The sequence below is a fragment of the Moraxella macacae 0408225 genome (assembly GCF_000320365.1).
GTDB classification, from domain to species: domain Bacteria; phylum Pseudomonadota; class Gammaproteobacteria; order Pseudomonadales; family Moraxellaceae; genus Faucicola; species Faucicola macacae.
On the sequence record NZ_ANIN01000001.1, the window covers coordinates 641,342 to 656,996 of the forward strand.

At 39.1% G+C, this 15,655-nt stretch carries 15 protein-coding genes; 7 read left to right on the forward strand and 8 right to left on the reverse strand.

Annotated features, from left to right (window positions below):
• The first annotated feature begins 24 nt into the window (after positions 1-24).
• The 7 genes from MOMA_RS02865 to MOMA_RS02895 all read left to right on the forward strand — a co-directional run bounded on the left by MOMA_RS02865 (position 25) and on the right by MOMA_RS02895 (position 8,246).
• Positions 25-1,203 (forward strand): nucleotide sugar dehydrogenase, encoded by a 1,179-nt coding sequence (locus tag MOMA_RS02865; RefSeq protein ID WP_009767114.1) that lies wholly within the window; start codon positions 25-27, stop codon positions 1,201-1,203.
• 6 nt (positions 1,204-1,209) lie between these two features.
• Complete coding sequence (locus tag MOMA_RS02870; RefSeq protein WP_009767115.1) at positions 1,210-2,655, forward strand: glycosyltransferase family 2 protein; 1,446 nt, start codon at positions 1,210-1,212, stop codon at positions 2,653-2,655.
• An 18-nt stretch (positions 2,656-2,673) separates the two neighbouring features.
• Positions 2,674-3,537 carry a UTP--glucose-1-phosphate uridylyltransferase gene (locus MOMA_RS02875; RefSeq protein WP_009767116.1) on the forward strand — a complete coding sequence of 288 codons (864 nt, stop codon included), beginning with the start codon at positions 2,674-2,676 and terminating at the stop codon, positions 3,535-3,537.
• Between the two features lie 40 nt (positions 3,538-3,577).
• Entirely contained in the window at positions 3,578-5,215 is a 1,638-nt protein-coding gene (gene pgi, locus MOMA_RS02880) for a glucose-6-phosphate isomerase (RefSeq protein WP_009767117.1), read from the forward strand.
• Entirely contained in the window at positions 5,212-6,489 is a 1,278-nt protein-coding gene (locus tag MOMA_RS02885; protein WP_009767118.1) for a UDP-glucose dehydrogenase, read from the forward strand. Before pgi ends, MOMA_RS02885 begins: the two co-directional genes overlap by 4 nt.
• 121 nt (positions 6,490-6,610) lie before the next feature.
• Entirely contained in the window at positions 6,611-7,639 is a 1,029-nt protein-coding gene (gene galE / locus MOMA_RS02890) for a UDP-glucose 4-epimerase GalE (RefSeq protein WP_009767119.1), read from the forward strand.
• Complete coding sequence (locus MOMA_RS02895; protein WP_051012676.1) at positions 7,590-8,246, forward strand: DNA glycosylase; 657 nt, start codon at positions 7,590-7,592, stop codon at positions 8,244-8,246. Before galE ends, MOMA_RS02895 begins: the two co-directional genes overlap by 50 nt.
• Positions 8,247-8,259: 13 nt before the next feature.
• On the opposite strand, the gene yjgA is transcribed toward MOMA_RS02895, so the two are convergent.
• The 8 genes from yjgA to MOMA_RS09535 all read right to left on the reverse strand — a co-directional run bounded on the left by yjgA (position 8,260) and on the right by MOMA_RS09535 (position 15,591).
• Positions 8,260-8,772, reverse strand: coding sequence for a ribosome biogenesis factor YjgA (gene yjgA, locus MOMA_RS02900; protein WP_009767121.1), 513 nt, complete (start codon positions 8,770-8,772; stop codon positions 8,260-8,262).
• Positions 8,773-8,859: 87 nt separating this feature from the next.
• Entirely contained in the window at positions 8,860-9,738 is an 879-nt protein-coding gene (rapZ, locus tag MOMA_RS02905) for an RNase adapter RapZ (protein ID WP_009767122.1), read from the reverse strand.
• A gap of 15 nt (positions 9,739-9,753) precedes the next feature.
• Positions 9,754-10,659 carry a pantoate--beta-alanine ligase gene (gene panC, locus MOMA_RS02910; RefSeq protein ID WP_009767123.1) on the reverse strand — a complete coding sequence of 302 codons (906 nt, stop codon included), beginning with the start codon at positions 10,657-10,659 and terminating at the stop codon, positions 9,754-9,756.
• 137 nt (positions 10,660-10,796) lie between these two features.
• The gene (gene panB, locus MOMA_RS02915) at positions 10,797-11,666 is read right to left on the reverse strand and encodes a 3-methyl-2-oxobutanoate hydroxymethyltransferase (protein WP_009767124.1); all 870 of its coding nucleotides are present in this window, start codon (positions 11,664-11,666) and stop codon (positions 10,797-10,799) included.
• Positions 11,667-11,727: 61 nt separating this feature from the next.
• On the reverse strand, positions 11,728-12,600 hold the full coding sequence (locus MOMA_RS02920; RefSeq protein WP_009767125.1) for an Rpn family recombination-promoting nuclease/putative transposase: 873 nt from the start codon (positions 12,598-12,600) through the stop codon (positions 11,728-11,730).
• Between the two features lie 193 nt (positions 12,601-12,793).
• Complete coding sequence (locus MOMA_RS02925) at positions 12,794-13,396, reverse strand: TerD family protein (RefSeq protein WP_009767126.1); 603 nt, start codon at positions 13,394-13,396, stop codon at positions 12,794-12,796.
• A 97-nt stretch (positions 13,397-13,493) separates the two neighbouring features.
• On the reverse strand, positions 13,494-14,252 hold the full coding sequence (locus MOMA_RS02930) for a TIGR00266 family protein (RefSeq protein WP_009767127.1): 759 nt from the start codon (positions 14,250-14,252) through the stop codon (positions 13,494-13,496).
• 64 nt (positions 14,253-14,316) lie between these two features.
• Positions 14,317-15,591 carry a TerD family protein gene (locus tag MOMA_RS09535; protein WP_009767128.1) on the reverse strand — a complete coding sequence of 425 codons (1,275 nt, stop codon included), beginning with the start codon at positions 15,589-15,591 and terminating at the stop codon, positions 14,317-14,319.
• Positions 15,592-15,655 lie beyond the last annotated feature (64 nt).

The window sequence follows — 15,655 nt, forward strand, 5'->3', positions numbered from 1 at the left end:
CGACAAAATAGGCAGAAAATGAATATGAATACGAAAAATATCACCATTGCAGGCACAGGTTATGTTGGTTTATCCAATGCAGTGTTGCTTGCCCAAAAACACAAGGTTATTGCCTTGGACATTGATGCCAATAAAGTTACCAAAATCAACAACCGTCAATCACCAATTGAAGATATTGAAATTGAAAACTTTTTGGCACGCAAACAATTAAATCTACTGGCGACACTGGATAAACAACTTGCGTATGAACAAGCCGATTATGTGATTATTGCCACCCCAACCAATTATGATCCAACGACCAATTTTTTTAATACCGATAGCGTAGAGGCGGTGATAGCGGACGTATTGGCAATCAATCCAAAGGCATTGATTGTGATTAAATCCACCATTCCTGTGGGTTATACCAATAAAATTAAACAAAAATTTGATACGCAAAATATCATCTTTTCACCAGAGTTTTTGCGCGAGGGCAAAGCCTTGTATGACAATCTTTATCCTGCGCGTATTATTGTTGGTGAAAAATCACAACGTGCCGAAGAATTTGCCAAACTGTTGGCAAAATGTGCGATCAAAGAAGATATTGAGATTTTATTAACCAACAGCACCGAAGCTGAAGCGATAAAATTGTTTGCCAATACTTATTTGGCACTTAGAGTTGCGTTTTTTAATGAATTGGACACTTATGCCAGTGTGCATAATTTGGACACCGCCGAGATTATCCAAGGAATAAGTCTAGATCCGCGTATTGGTGTGCATTATAACAACCCAAGTTTTGGTTACGGCGGTTATTGCTTGCCAAAAGATACTCAACAATTGTTAGCCAATTACCAAGACGTACCACAAAATCTGATAGAAGCTGTGGTAAAATCCAATCAAACGCGCAAGCAGTTTATTGCTGATGACATTTTATCCAAATCACCAAAAGTGGTTGGTATTTATCGCTTGATTATGAAAGCAGGATCGGACAACTTTCGCGATTCTGCCATTCAAGACATTATTAAGCGGTTAAAATCGGTTGGCACTCAAGTGGTGATTTATGAACCAAAATTGGCAGAAGATGATTTTTTAGGTTCGCCAATTATTCATGATTTAGACAGCTTTAAACAACAAAGCGATCTGATTGTGGCTAATCGCATTACCGCAGATATTGAAGATAGTTTGGATAAGGTTTATACTAAGGATTTATCTGGCTCGGATTATTAAGTTGTGATGTTTGATAAATTTGATAAAAAACCTGCTGTTTTTGAACTTGCGACCCATTCTGAATCCATTCGTTACTGCATGCCAAAAAATTATTGGCATGCAGTACAATTGGGTTTGTATCAGACGGTTTTAAAAGATCATTGGACGGTTTTGCCAAAATCAAAATGTGCTTATAAATTGTCTCAATTAAAAAGATTTCAAATTACCAAATCTGATGCAGCCTTTACTGTGCATCAGTTATTGACAAACAAATATTATTGGTTTCATCAAAAAGCAATTGTCATTGCTTTGTTGCCCTTATATCCTGCCAAAGTCTTTAAGTTTTTGCATAACAATCGATATTTGTTGGTTCGTAAGTATTATTTGGGGGTTTATGTTGCTCTGTGCCATCATTTTAAGCAGTCCATTGATGAAAAATTATTAAAAAAATTGCCAAGTGATGATATTAATACGGTGTGTTTGTTAAACAATATTGTTCATCATACCACTCAAAGCAAACTTGATACGCTGAATCATTTTTTGCTAAACAATCATTTAACCAAATTAACGGTTTATGATAAGAACCAACAACTGTCTGTTAATAATTTAACTTGTCATCATGTCGATCCTGTGCAACAAAATATGCCTTTGGTGAGTATTTTGGTAACAGTATATAACGCAAGCGATACAATTGTGGCATGTATAGACAGTTTGCTTAACCAAAGTTACAAAAATTTACAGATTATCATCATTAATGATTGCAGTACAGATGACAGTTTACAAAAATTGCAAGCATTAAAAAATAAAGACAAACGCATTGTACTGATAGATTTGCCAAAAAATGTCGGAACTTTTGTTGCCAAAAATATTGGTGCGACGTATGCAACAGGTGAGTTTATTACGTGTCAAGATTCTGATGATTTTGCCCATCCGCAGAAAATTGAACAACAAACCTTGCCGTTACTTTCTGATAAAAATTTAATTGCAACGCTTTCTGATTGGTTAAGAATTGATGAACATGGGCAGTTTTATATCCGTCAATTTTATCCATTTTTGCGTCAAAATCCTGCCTCGCCTTTATTTCGCCGTAAATTGGTCATGCAAAAAACAGGGCTTTGGCATAATGTACGCACGGGGGCGGATAGTGAGTTTTTGGAACGCTTAAAAGTGGTATTTGGCAATCATGCCATTGCCAGAATTAAGTTGCCACTGACTTTTGCAAGTCATCGCGATAACTCATTAATGACTTCTAAAGAATTTGGGATTTATAACCAAAAGTCTGCATTGGATAGGCTTGATTATTGGGAGCATTGGCGGCTTTGGCATATAGATTGTTTGTCAAAACAAAAAATGCCAGTGATTCCAAATGTCAATATGCCAACCGAGCATGTAAAACTGTTTTCTATTCCAAAAAAACTTGTGTTAAAGTCAGAAGATATTGATTATTGCTTGCTTCATCATAAGGTTTATTAAATAAAGGTTTTAAAAAAAATGACAAAAGTTACTCACGCGGTTATTCCTGTTGCAGGGTTTGGTACACGCATGTTGCCACTTTCAAAGGCTGTGCCAAAAGAACTGTTGCCACTTGGCAATCGACCATCTATTCATTACGTTATTGATGAAGCTATCAAGGCTGGTATCAAAAACATTGTTTTGGTGAATCACGCCCAAAAAACGGCCATTGAAAATTATTTTGATATTCATGCAGAGCTTGACAATCAATTGCGTAACAAAGGCAAAACCAAATTGGCAGATAGCCTAAATTTTTTACCAGATGATGTCAAAATCGTCTCCGTGCGTCAAGGCAAACCTTTAGGGCTTGGTCATGCGGTGCTACAAGCACAAACGGTAATTGGCAGCAATCCTTTTGCTGTGTTGCTTCCTGATGTGGTGCTTGATCCATTTTTGCCAACGTTTGGAAGTGATAATTTAACCCACATGTTGCAAGAATTTTCAACATCAGGACGCAGTCAAATTTTGGTAGATCCAGTGGCCGAATCTGACATTCATAAATACGGCATTGCTCGCCTTGATCATAAAGAAGTGGTTAAAAAAACAAACAGTAACCAATCTTTTGCGGTGAAAGGTTTTGTTGAAAAACCATCAGCAGATGTTGCACCATCAAATTTAGCCGTGGTTGGTCGTTATGTATTTGATGCACAGATTTTTGCCTATCTTGCCAAAACTGCCCCAAGTGTTGGCGGTGAAATTCAGCTTACCGATGCAATCGATGCACTGATAGGTGTGCAGGGCATGGACGTGGTAACCATGGTTGGTGATAGTTTTGATACAGGCGATATGGTAACGTACATGCAAGCGTTTATTTATTTTGCCAATAAACAGCTCTGTCAATAACAGCTTTACCAATCTTAGACGCAACACAGGAGCTTTTGCCATGAATGCAAATCCAGCTTGGCAAACCTTGCAAAACCTTGCCAAAACCGATCTTGATTTAAACGCTTTATTTGCCAAAGATGCAGATCGTGGCAAGACTTTTAGTGCAAGTGCTTGCGATATTTATATGGATTTTAGCAAGCAAGTCATAGATGAGGTGATTTTACAAAATTTATTAAACCTTGCCAATGAATTTGAACTATCCAATAAAATCAATGACTTATTAACAGGCAAAAAAGTTAACGATACCGAAAATCGTGAAGCCTTGCACACAGCATTGCGCAGTCCAAAAGGCGAAACCTTAATGGTTAATGGTGTTGATGTCAATACGGAGGTGCATGCAAGCCTTAGCAAGGCTGAAATTTTGGTAAATCTTATCCGTCAAAAAATCTGGCGTGGCTATTCAGGCAAGGCAATTACCGATGTTGTCAATATTGGCGTGGGTGGATCTGATTTAGGGCCACTCATGGCAACCACGGCGTTATCCGAGTGGGCGGATACGGATATCAAGGTGCATTTTGTTTCCAATATGGACGGCACACAATTAGACAGTTTAACCAAAGTTTTAAATCCACAAACCACACTGTTTATTATTTCTTCAAAATCTTTTGGTACGATTGATACCTTGTCTAATGCCAATACTGCCTTGCAGTGGTTGCTTGCAGCCCATGACAATCGTGCGACGATTTTGCACCGTCATTTTATTGGCATTTCCACGCGTGCCGACAAAATGAGTGAGTGGGGCATTCATACGGACAATCAACTGTTGTTGTGGGATTGGGTTGGCGGTAGGTTTTCCATGTGGTCCGTGATCGGATTGGCTATTGCAATTAAAATTGGTATGGATAATTTTTATGAGTTATTGGCAGGGGCAAATCTGATGGATAAGCATTTTGCTGTTGCTGATTTTCGTCATAATTTGCCCGTGCTTTTGGGTTTAATTGGCGTGTGGAATGCGACTTTTTTAAACATTCACGCCCACTCGGTTTTGCCTTATGATGGACGCTTGAGTTTTTTCCCTAATTATCTAACCCAGCTTGAGATGGAATCTAACGGTAAATCGGTCAATCGTGAGGGTTTGGCGGTTGGTTATAACACTTGTCCAATTTTGTGGGGTGATATTGGTTCAAACGCTCAGCATGCGTTTTATCAATTGCTTCACCAAGGCACGCAAAGGGTATCGTGCGATTTTATCACGCCAATTTATCGTTACAATGGTGCACAAATTTATAATTCATCACTTGCCAATCAACACAAACTATCCTTGTCAAATTGCTTAGCCCAGTCGCAGGTTATGGCATTTGGCAATGGAGCGTTGCCTGATGAATTAAAAAACAAACAAGATGAATTTGGAAAATTTAAACAATATCGTGGCAATCAACCCTCCACAACCTTGTTATTAAACAGCTTATCACCAAAAACCTTAGGATCGCTTATTGCTTTATATGAGCATAAAGTCTATGTTATGAGTGTGATTTGGCAGATCAATCCTTTTGATCAATGGGGCGTGGAAGTGGGCAAAGTGATGGCAAATAGTGTCTACAATGAACTACAAACGACCGATTTTACCAATAAATTTGATTCATCGACCAATGCGTTATTGGGCGTGATAAAAAACAAGGGGGGGGGTAGACAGTGAGCAGCAATAAATTAGATGAGGTTTTTATCATTGATTGCAGTCATGAAGCGATAAATACCGCGATTTTTCTTGCCAATCTTGGTAAGCAAGTTTACATGTTGGCTTGTGCTGACAAAATTGAAGAAACCTTGTTGCATTATAAGTTTGATACCCAAATGAGTTTGGCTTGGTCATTGTATGTTGCCAAACAAAAAATCATGCCTGTAACCTACGGCGATGATGAGGTGGAGCGGCTAAAAAATGATGTGGCTGGCAAGACGATTTGGTTGTTTTTGGATAATTTAAGCGACGATGATTTGGCGTGCTTTGCTCAAAAACAAGCCAATCCGCACACGCACATTATTTTAAGCGGTGTGAAAAAACTTAGCAAAATCCATGAATTGTCTTGTAAGTTAAAAACGCAGTGGGTTTATTATTTGCCTTTTGTTTTTATCAAAGAGGGCATGAATTTTAATGCGTTTTATCAGCCTGATTTGGTCATGATCGGTGAAAAAACCCCTGACAGTGTGATGTATTCTGATGTGTTGTTGTTTTTAAAAAATCAAGCCAAAATCTGCGAAATTTCTGATATCAAAACCATTGAATTTGCCAGAAGTTCGATCATGGCAATGCTTGGTACAAGATTGTCGCTTATGAATGAGTTGGCTCGCTTGGCGGATAGCGAATCGGTTAATATCAAAGCAATCGAGCGGATCATGGGGCAGGACAGTCGCGTGGGAGCTTCGTATTTGTCCGCAGGTTGGGGTTTTGGCGGTAAATCCTTGCCAAATGAGTTGGCATTGTTAAAAGAAAAATTTGAACAAAACCAAGTGGAAAATCATCTGTTGTCATCGGTATTAACCATTAATGAAGATCAAAAAGAGCTAAGTTTTCGTAAATTTTGGCAATATTTTGATGGCAATATTGAAAATAGAACGGTTGCAATTTGGGGAGCGGGTTATCGCATTGGGGCGGGAGTTACCACCAATTCTGCCATTCACCCATTGCTTAAGCTGTTGTGGTCGTATCACATTAAAACTTATGTGTATTTAAACAATACCAATTTTGAGTTGGAGCAATTGTACAATGACAATCCGTTGTTAAGCATTGCCGATCAGCCGTATGAGATTTTGCAAAATGCCGATGCATTGTTTATCGTCAATTGGTCAGGATTGATACCGCCTGATGTCAATGAATTAAATAAAGTGGCATTGCCAATTTTTGATGCCAAAAATATTTTAACCGACAGTCAAGTTGCTTCTTTTAAGGGTGAGTATTTTGGCATTGGGCGCTAAAGACTAAACGACCGTTTGGTGTAAAATTTAACCGTTTTAAAAATAGTTTAAAAAATAGTTTAAAAATACAGTTTAGTAAAACCATCGTTAGTAAAAAATAATTTGGTAAAAAAGGTGTTTTATGAAAAAAATATTGGTTACAGGTGGTGCAGGTTATATTGGTACGCACACACTCATTGAACTGGTTCGTGCAGGGTTTACGCCGATTGTTTATGACAATTTATCCAATTCAAGCCCAGTTGCTATTGAGCGAGTAGAAGAGATTATCGGACAAAAATTAACCTTTATTCAAGGTGATGTTTTGGATAAAGATTTGTTAAATCAAACCTTTAGTGAGCATGATTTTTTTGCCATCATTCATTTTGCAGGGTTAAAAGCTGTGGGTGAAAGCGTTGCCAAACCGTTAAAATATTACCAAAATAATGTTGAGGGTACGCTAAATTTATTGGCAGTGGCAAAACAGCATAAGGTTAAAAATTTTGTGTTTTCATCATCAGCAACGGTTTATGGCGATCCTGAAATGTTACCGATTGTGGAAACTGCACAACGCAGTGCAACCAACCCTTACGGACAAAGCAAACTTATGGTTGAGTATATCTTAGAGGATTTGGCAAAAGCGGATAGTGCGTTTAATATCATTGCTTTGCGTTATTTTAATCCAATTGGAGCGTATGAAACTGGCACAATTGGCGAAGATCCAAGTGATATTCCCAACAATTTAATGCCTTATATTAGCCAAGTGGCCGTGGGTAAATTGCCCCAGTTGTCGGTTTTTGGTGATGATTATGACACGGTAGATGGCACAGGGGTGCGTGATTATATTCATGTGGTTGATTTGGCAAAAGGGCATGTGGCGGCGTTGCAGTTTATTGAAAAACAAGCCAAGGCTATTGGTTTTGAGCCGATTAATTTAGGAACGGGCTATGGAACATCGGTGTTGCAATTGGTTCATGCTTTTATCAAAACCACAGGTGTAAACGTGGCGTATGCAATTGGTGAGAGACGAGCAGGCGATATTGCGACGTGTTATGCCAGCAGCGACAAAGCCAAACAGTTATTAAATTGGACGGCAAAACGTAACATTGAACAAATGTGTGCTGATGCTTGGCGTTGGCAATCCAACAACCCACAAGGCTATCGCGGTGCATGACAAAACCGTAGAGCAACATCCGTTTGCACCAATATTACCGCCGCATGCCACTGCTGTTATGATGGGGACGATGCCACCCACAGCCGATAAATGGTGCATGGCGTTTCATTATCCAAATTTTTACAATGATATGTGGCGGATTTATGGCAAGGTGTTTTTTGACAATGTGGATTATTTTCGCATTGGTGATGAAAAGCGTTTTGATGCCAACAAAATTCAGGCGTTTTTAATGCAAAAAGGCATCGGTGAATTGCCAACGGTAACCTGCGTTATCCGAGAAAAAGGCAATGCCTCTGATGCTCATTTGACGGTGATTGATCGGGTGGATTTGGCAAGTGCATTGGTAAAATTACCCAAGGTCAAGTGGCTGTTTACCATAGGGGGCAAGGCAACCGATGTACTCATAGATGTGATAAACGAACATTTATCACAAAATCAACAAAAACCAGTAAAATCACCCAAAACCAATCAAATGCTAACGCTGGAAATATTTGGACGAAACCTTACGGTTTATCGCTTGCCATCAAGCTCGCGGGCGTACCCTATGAGTTTTGATAAAAAAGTAGAAGCCTACCGCCGATTTTTTAAACTTGCAGAGTTGATCTAAAAAGCCAGCAAAATCAATTCTTATTTTTTGATAAAATTGCCACTTGACGGATATAAGTGTGCAAATCGTCTATGCTTTCTTGTGTCAATTCATCATCATGGATATGTTTTGCATACGCAACCCAAACCAACAACTGTTTAATTGTATTAAACTCACTGTCAAAAAAAGTTTTGGTAAATTGCTTAAGTGTATTGTCATCTTGCAAATTTAACCGCGTTTGCCAAGCGTCAATTTTGGCTTGTTGCTCAGGGCTAAAAGTGCAGCGAAACAGATATTCTACAATGGCGTGCGGATTTTCTTCGGCGAGTAACTTACCTAAACGTTTGATATGGCGTTTGCGGGCTTCATGACTTTTGATGTCGTTTAGTGTTAATAACTCCTCTAAAAAAAATTCATCGGCGGGTAGATTTTTTATTTGTTTTTTGGATAAATTGGCAAGCGGCTCGGCCAATTGTTGCAAACGCTCACGAGCTTTTTTTTGTTCGGTACGGCTAACCGCCATATCCATATTGGCAAAATCTGACATAAGTTTCTCAATTAAGGTTATTTAAAAATATTTGTTAAAAATATTTGTGCAAAACTTCGTTAAAAAAGTTAAAAACTGGGTTAAAAACTACAATTGCCACCGAGATTTTTCTCGGTGTTTGATATTAACACGCATGGCATCGGGCAGCTGATTTGACAATAATGTTGCAACAAAATCCGCCACATACACAGAGCGGTGTTTGCCACCAGTACAGCCAATAGCAATGGTGAGTGTGTGGCGATTGTTGTGCAAAAAAGTTGGCAGCCATTTGATTAAAAATTGTCCAATGTCATCTGCCATGTCATTAACTTCTGGGTATTTGGCAAAAAACGCCTGTACATCGGCATCAAGTCCGGTTTGTTCACGCAGCTCCACTTGCCAATGCGGATTGGGCAACACTCGCACATCAAACACAAAATCGGCATCAATTGGCGAGCCGTATTTAAAACCAAACGACAATAAATTAACGGTTACCACATTATCCACGCCCAAATGGTTACCGATTTGTTCTTTTAACTCGTGGATATTCAGCTGGCTTGTGTCAATTTTTATGTCGGCGTTTTTGGCGATGGGGTGCAACAGCTCAATTTCTTGTTTGATGGCGGTGGGTAAATTGTGGGCAGCTCCCGTTGCCATCAGCGGATGCACACGGTAAGTGGCGTCAAACCGAGCGACGAGTTTATTTTCGTTGGCGGTTGTATAGATGATTTTTAAATTATCTTTACCGTATTGGGTAATGAGTTCGTTAAAAGTGTCATCAAATTTGGACAAATCCGCTTTTGGCGTACGCACATCGATGCCTAAGGCGATTTTTTTAATATCGCTGTCTGCAAGTTTTGCCACTGCGGTTAAAACCAGCGACAAAGGTAAATTATCCAAACAATAATAGCCAAAATCTTCTAAAATGTTTAAAACCGAAGTTTTGCCAGAGCCTGATCGCCCTGAAACGATAAGAATTTGGGTCATAAATTTAATTCACTGTTAATTTTTTGTTGGTTTAAACTGATTTAAGTTTATTTCAATATTATCCAAAAGCCGTGCTTTTTTTCCAAGCCAAGCGGCCGCCACAATCACCAAGTTGGTATTTAAATGCCCGCTATTTAAATGCCCGCTATTTAATTCATCTAAATTTTGGGTATAAATGTCTAAATAATCCACTTTAAAACCTTGGCTATTTAACAATGCAATGCTTTGGTTGCGATAATCATCAAGTTTTTGTAGATTCAATTCGGCATCATTGATAAGTTTGGCTTTTAATGCTTGCAAAGTTTGTTGTAACATTGGGGCGATTTTGCGTTCGGTCTCGGTCAAATAACTGTTTCTCGATGATAAAGCCAAACCGTCATCGGCTCGCACAATTTCCATGCCAATAATGTCAATACCAAAATTTAAATCTTGATTGATTTGGCGGATAATGGCAAGCTGCTGATAATCTTTTTTACCAAACACGGCAACGTCAGGGCGTACGATGTTAAACAATTTGGTAACCACAAGCCCCACGCCGTCAAAATGGGTGGGGCGGGATTTGGCACACAAAATTTTGGCAATGTCGCCTGCGATGACTTGGGTTTTTGGCGGATGCTCATGAAAATTTGGGTACATCTCATCAACACTGGGAGAAAATACAAAATCCGTGCCAATATGCTGTAATTTTTCACAGTCTTGGGTCAAAGTGCGCGGATACGTGTCAAAATCTTCGCCCACGCCAAATTGGGTTGGGTTGACAAAAATACTCACCACCACAATGTCGGCATGCTGTTTGGCGGTTTTGACAAGCTGTAAATGCCCATCGTGCAAATTGCCCATAGTGGGCACTAGGGCGATTTTTTGCTGGCGATGTGGTTTTAATACGTCTTGTAATTTTTGAATTGTGTGAATAATTTGCATGTTTTACCTTGGATTTTATCTTGATGTTTTTTCTTGGGAGTTTGTTTAAAATATTGGATTAAATTGTAACAGCCAAATCTAAAAGCTATTTAAAAAACCATTTAACAGCTAAATGAAAACCGAATTAAAAACCAAACTTAAAAACTATGCTCATCGCTTGGAAAAGTGCCTGTTTTTACCGCTTTATGATACGCTTTAAATGCTCCCACGATATCACAAGTTTCGTTTGTGTCATCGGTCAAAAAATCTTTGACAAACTTAGCAGGTTTTTTGGTATAAATTCCAAGCATGTCATGCATGACGAGCACTTGTCCATCACAATCTGCCCCCGCTCCGATGCCAATCACAGGCACAGTAAATGTTTCGCTGATGGTTTTGGCAATCTTTTTTGGCACGCATTCTAACAATAACATGCTCGCCCCAGCGTTAACTACAGATTCACAGTCTGTTAAGAGTTTATTGGCTTGCTTGTCTGTTTTGCCTTGCACTTTATAACCGCCAAACAGATTCACCGACTGCGGCGTTAAGCCTAAATGCACGCAAGTTGGAATGCCATTGTTTGCCAAAACCGAAACAATTTTACTAAGCTCGCTACCGCCTTCAATTTTAACCACATTTGCCCCTGCTTGCATGACGGTGGTGGCGGCATCAATCGCCCGCTCAAGCGTGGCAGCACTCATAAAGGGCAAATCACAGATAATCAAGGCGTGGCGGTTACCACGTGCGACGTTTTTGGTGTGATATACCATGTCATCGACGCTGACGGGCAAGGTAGAATTTTGCCCTTGCACCACCATGCCTAAACTATCACCAACCAAAATGGTGTCAATTTCTGCCTTTTGCATGGCGTTGGCAAAACTTGCGTCATAACAAGTTAAGCAGGAAAATTTTTCGCCAGTTGCTTTGTATTTTTGCAAAGTGGATAAAGTAATGGGGTTTTTGGTTTTTGGTTTTTGTTCTTGTGTGAATTGTTTTTGCGTTAAGTGTTCGGATGCCAAATAGCTCATACTGCTCTCTTATATTGCTTTTCGTGAATTTTCTTAAATTTTTAATTTATCTTGTTTAAATTTATAAACGGTTAATTTCATCAAAGGTTAAACCGGTTGCTTGCATGATGGTGTCAATCGGTGTGTTTAGGGCTTTTAAATTTTTTGCAATGTCAATGGCTTGTTGTTTTTTGCCTTGTTCAACACCCTGCTTAACGCCTTGCTCCATACCAATTTCAATCCCTTCTTCTATCGCAGAGGTTACCACGCTAAAATTATCCCAGTGTGCTTTTAAACTGTCTCTATAATTCATCATTTCTTGTTGGTTAAAATTGGCAATTTTGGCTTTGTCAAACGCTTCTTCAATCAAGCTGTTTTTAAAAATGGCTGGAATGTGCTGCAAATCTTCTAAATTTTTGATAAAAAACAGCCATTTATCCAACTGGGTTTCTAATTCATTCTCGGTTTTATTAAAGTTTGGCATTTGTAAATAAATCAGGGTGAATTTGTCATAAAAAACCTGGTTGTTTTGGTCTTTTAGTTGCACGCTGTAGATGACTTCTGTGTCGTCTTTATTGGCATCAAACAAAAAATCTAAGATACTGACACAATAAACCGCCTTTAATTTATAATTCCAGTCGCCTTTTTTGGCTTGTTCGGCAATGGGAAAGGTTGAGTAATACAAAGTGCGGTCTTTAAAAAACGTCTGTTTGGCCCGTTGCAATTCCACGATGAATTTTTCGCCTGTTACACTTTCGCAATAAACGTCATAAATGGTTTTGCGATCAAAATCAGTTCTGCCTATGCGTTCGCTGTTTTTGATGATTAAATCGGCAATTTGGTGTTTTTGTGGCAACAGCGAATTTAAAAAATCCATCAAAAACGGCTTGCTTGCCTCTTCACCAAACAATTTTTTAAAGCCGTAATCGGTAAATGGGTTGATAAATTTAGTCATTTTGCCTCCAAGGTTATCGCAAAACTATAACAAGGGTTGTCGGTGCGTTTTTGTGTTATTTTAGCATATTTAACGGTTTTGTGTTGCAAGTAATTTTTTATCAAAATTTGCCATAAAAAACAGACCTTTAATCAATTAAAGATCTGTTTTTGGTAAAGTTTTTATGCAAACAAATTTTAGTAAAAATTAAGTATCAAGCGTGCGGTATGATTGCTGGCATTAAATCATGAAAAGTACGCCCACTTGCAGTTTCGCCGATCGCGTGCATTTTCCACTCGCCATTATGCCGATACACTTTTGCCAAGATTAGTGCGGTATGTTTGCCTTGTGATGATAGGTTATAACGGGCAACTTCACTGTTGTTATTGGCATTAACGATACGACAAAACGCATTGGCAACTTTTTCAAAATTCTGCCCTGTAAAACTGTTCACCGTAAACACGAGCGACTGTACATTGGCGGGGATTTTTGACAAATTGACGTTAATCACTTCATCATCACCCTCGCCTGCACCTGTGCGATTATCACCTGTGTGCTGTATGCTGCCATCTTTTGAGGTTAATTGCCCAAACCAAATCGAATCAATGGGCTGCTTGTTGCTGTCAAACATGATACACGATGCATCTAAATCAATGCTATCACCGCCACCACCGCCGCCAAACAAACCGCTTAAAAACCCGCCTGATTTGCCTGTGCTGGCCATATCCCAACCAAGCCCCATTTTGATCTGTGATAGGCTTGTACCTGCTTCTTTTTCCAAGGAAATTTTTTGACCTTTTTGTAAACTAACTGCCATAATAGCCTCCGTTTATTAAAAAAATGATTAAAATTTGTTGATTTTATTAAGTTTGTGCTGATAATTTGTTGCAATATTATCACAACCAAACCATGGATTATAACAAACCGCCGAGCAACCGACCGCCATTGCTGTTGGTGTTACCGCTTGAACCTGTGCCTAACACTTTATTTAGCCAACCTTGATAATTTTCGCGGTTGCGTGAACACAATACCACTTTACCAGCACCAGAAAATTTTAACACCATGCCCTCGCCACTTGTTACTGAATTGATGATATTGCCCAAAAAACCTTTGCTTTGACTGGTAGAAACCGATAAGCTGTATTGCAATCGGCTATCCCAACACACCACATGACCGTTGTCAATGATGACATCTTTGTTAGGAGTTACTTCAATCTCAAACAGGGAACCAAAACCTGATACGACGATTTGCCCTGTGCCACTGGTTTGCATAACCATAAACCCGCCTGTATCTCCAAAAATTGCTCCGCCTAAGTTGCGCTGAATACTGGCTTTGATGTCCAAATTGCCACTACTGGCAACGAATGCACCATCGCTTAAAGTGTATTGTGCGTTGCCTACATCTAAAATCTGCATATCGCCATCGAGAGTAGGAGCAAGCAGACAATCGCCCTCGCCTCGCACGGCTTCAATTTTTTGTTGAAACAATGATTCGCCATTGGCAAAACGGCGCATTAAGGCTTGCATGATACCGCCTTGTAATGTGCCTTTTAATTCAAGGTTAGATTCCATCATAACCATAGCATTGGCTTCACAATGCACGATATCGCCTTGTTTTAGGTTGCAATGCAAAAACGGTTCGTTTTCACCAAGTAGGGTAAAAGTTACGCTCATTTGATACTCTCTGATTTAGATACTATTTGATTTAGATACTATTTGTTGGTTTAGATAGTCTGATTTATTTGAAAATGTCTTTAAACATACCAGTCAAGCTGCCACTGGATTTTTTATCGAGGCTATCATCAACCTCTGTTTTAAAAATCGGTTGTCCGTCCATGTAAATCGTGGGTTGTCCTTTTTCCCAAACCAACCTTGGCGTAGCTTCACTGCTTGGTTTAGAAGTTAAGCCAGAATGTTGCAATACAATGCCATTTTCATCAATAATTGCAAGGCCAATCACATAAGTATAGACATCGTCTCTTTGAGCTTGGGGTGATACTTTGGCATTAAACACACATTCAATGACTTGGTTTTCGTACTGCATTCGCATTTTAGGCTGTAATGATGCAATGGATACCACGCCATTACTCACCGCTGAATACACTGAAAACACCAAGGCTACACGACCACCAATCAGTTTGGCAATATTGGTATTGACTTCTACTTTTTCTGTGCCAGGCTCGTTCACACTTGCTTGTCTAACATCACCCAAATGATGCACAAAAGGAAAATTTGTCAAAGATCCAGATTGTTGTGGTGCGTGGACATAATGCATCTGATTTTGCCCCTCCACCAAAATCCCAACGCGCAAATCTAAATCGTCATTATCAGCACGATCATCACCATTATCCACCCAAATGGCTTCCACAATAAAACTGCTGTCTTTTTTTGAAAGGCTAATACGGTGCTGTTCATCTTTTTTGGTTAATGTAACCTTGCTCAAATTTACCGTGGATTGTGGGGCGGTTGAGGGTTTTGGTGTTGATTCTGATTCTGCGACCTCTCCACCAAAATACTCAATTAACGCAGGCAAACCGCCATTAAAACCTTGACCAACCGCACTTAACCGCCAAATGCCATCTTTTTGATAAACTTCCAACGCCATAACCGCACGTTCTTTATCAAACATGTTGCCATTTAGCAAAAAAGTAGCAATCATTTGTTGGTTTTCGTTTAGAATTTCCACGCGACTATTGCCAAGATTTGCCATGGTGTCTGTACCATCTACCGTTAAAGTTAACACCATTTTTTGAATGGTATTTGGCAATTGGTTTAAATCAACCAAAAATTGCGAAAACGCTTGTTCTTGTTTTTGTAATTGTAACGCATTGCATGGACTTTTTGGTTGATTGTAAAAAATCATATATGCTTCATTGCTTAACTTTTGTTGTTTGTCCAAACCAAACAATGCAACATCGGTAACAAAAGGGCTTTGCACATTAACAGAAATGAAAAATTGTTGGCTTGGTAAAATATCGGTTAATTTTACTTTTTGTCCGCGAATAATTTCCATACGATTTCCTTTATCTGATTATTTTTTACAGTGTTTTCAAATTTTTCATTTCTACAATCGCCAT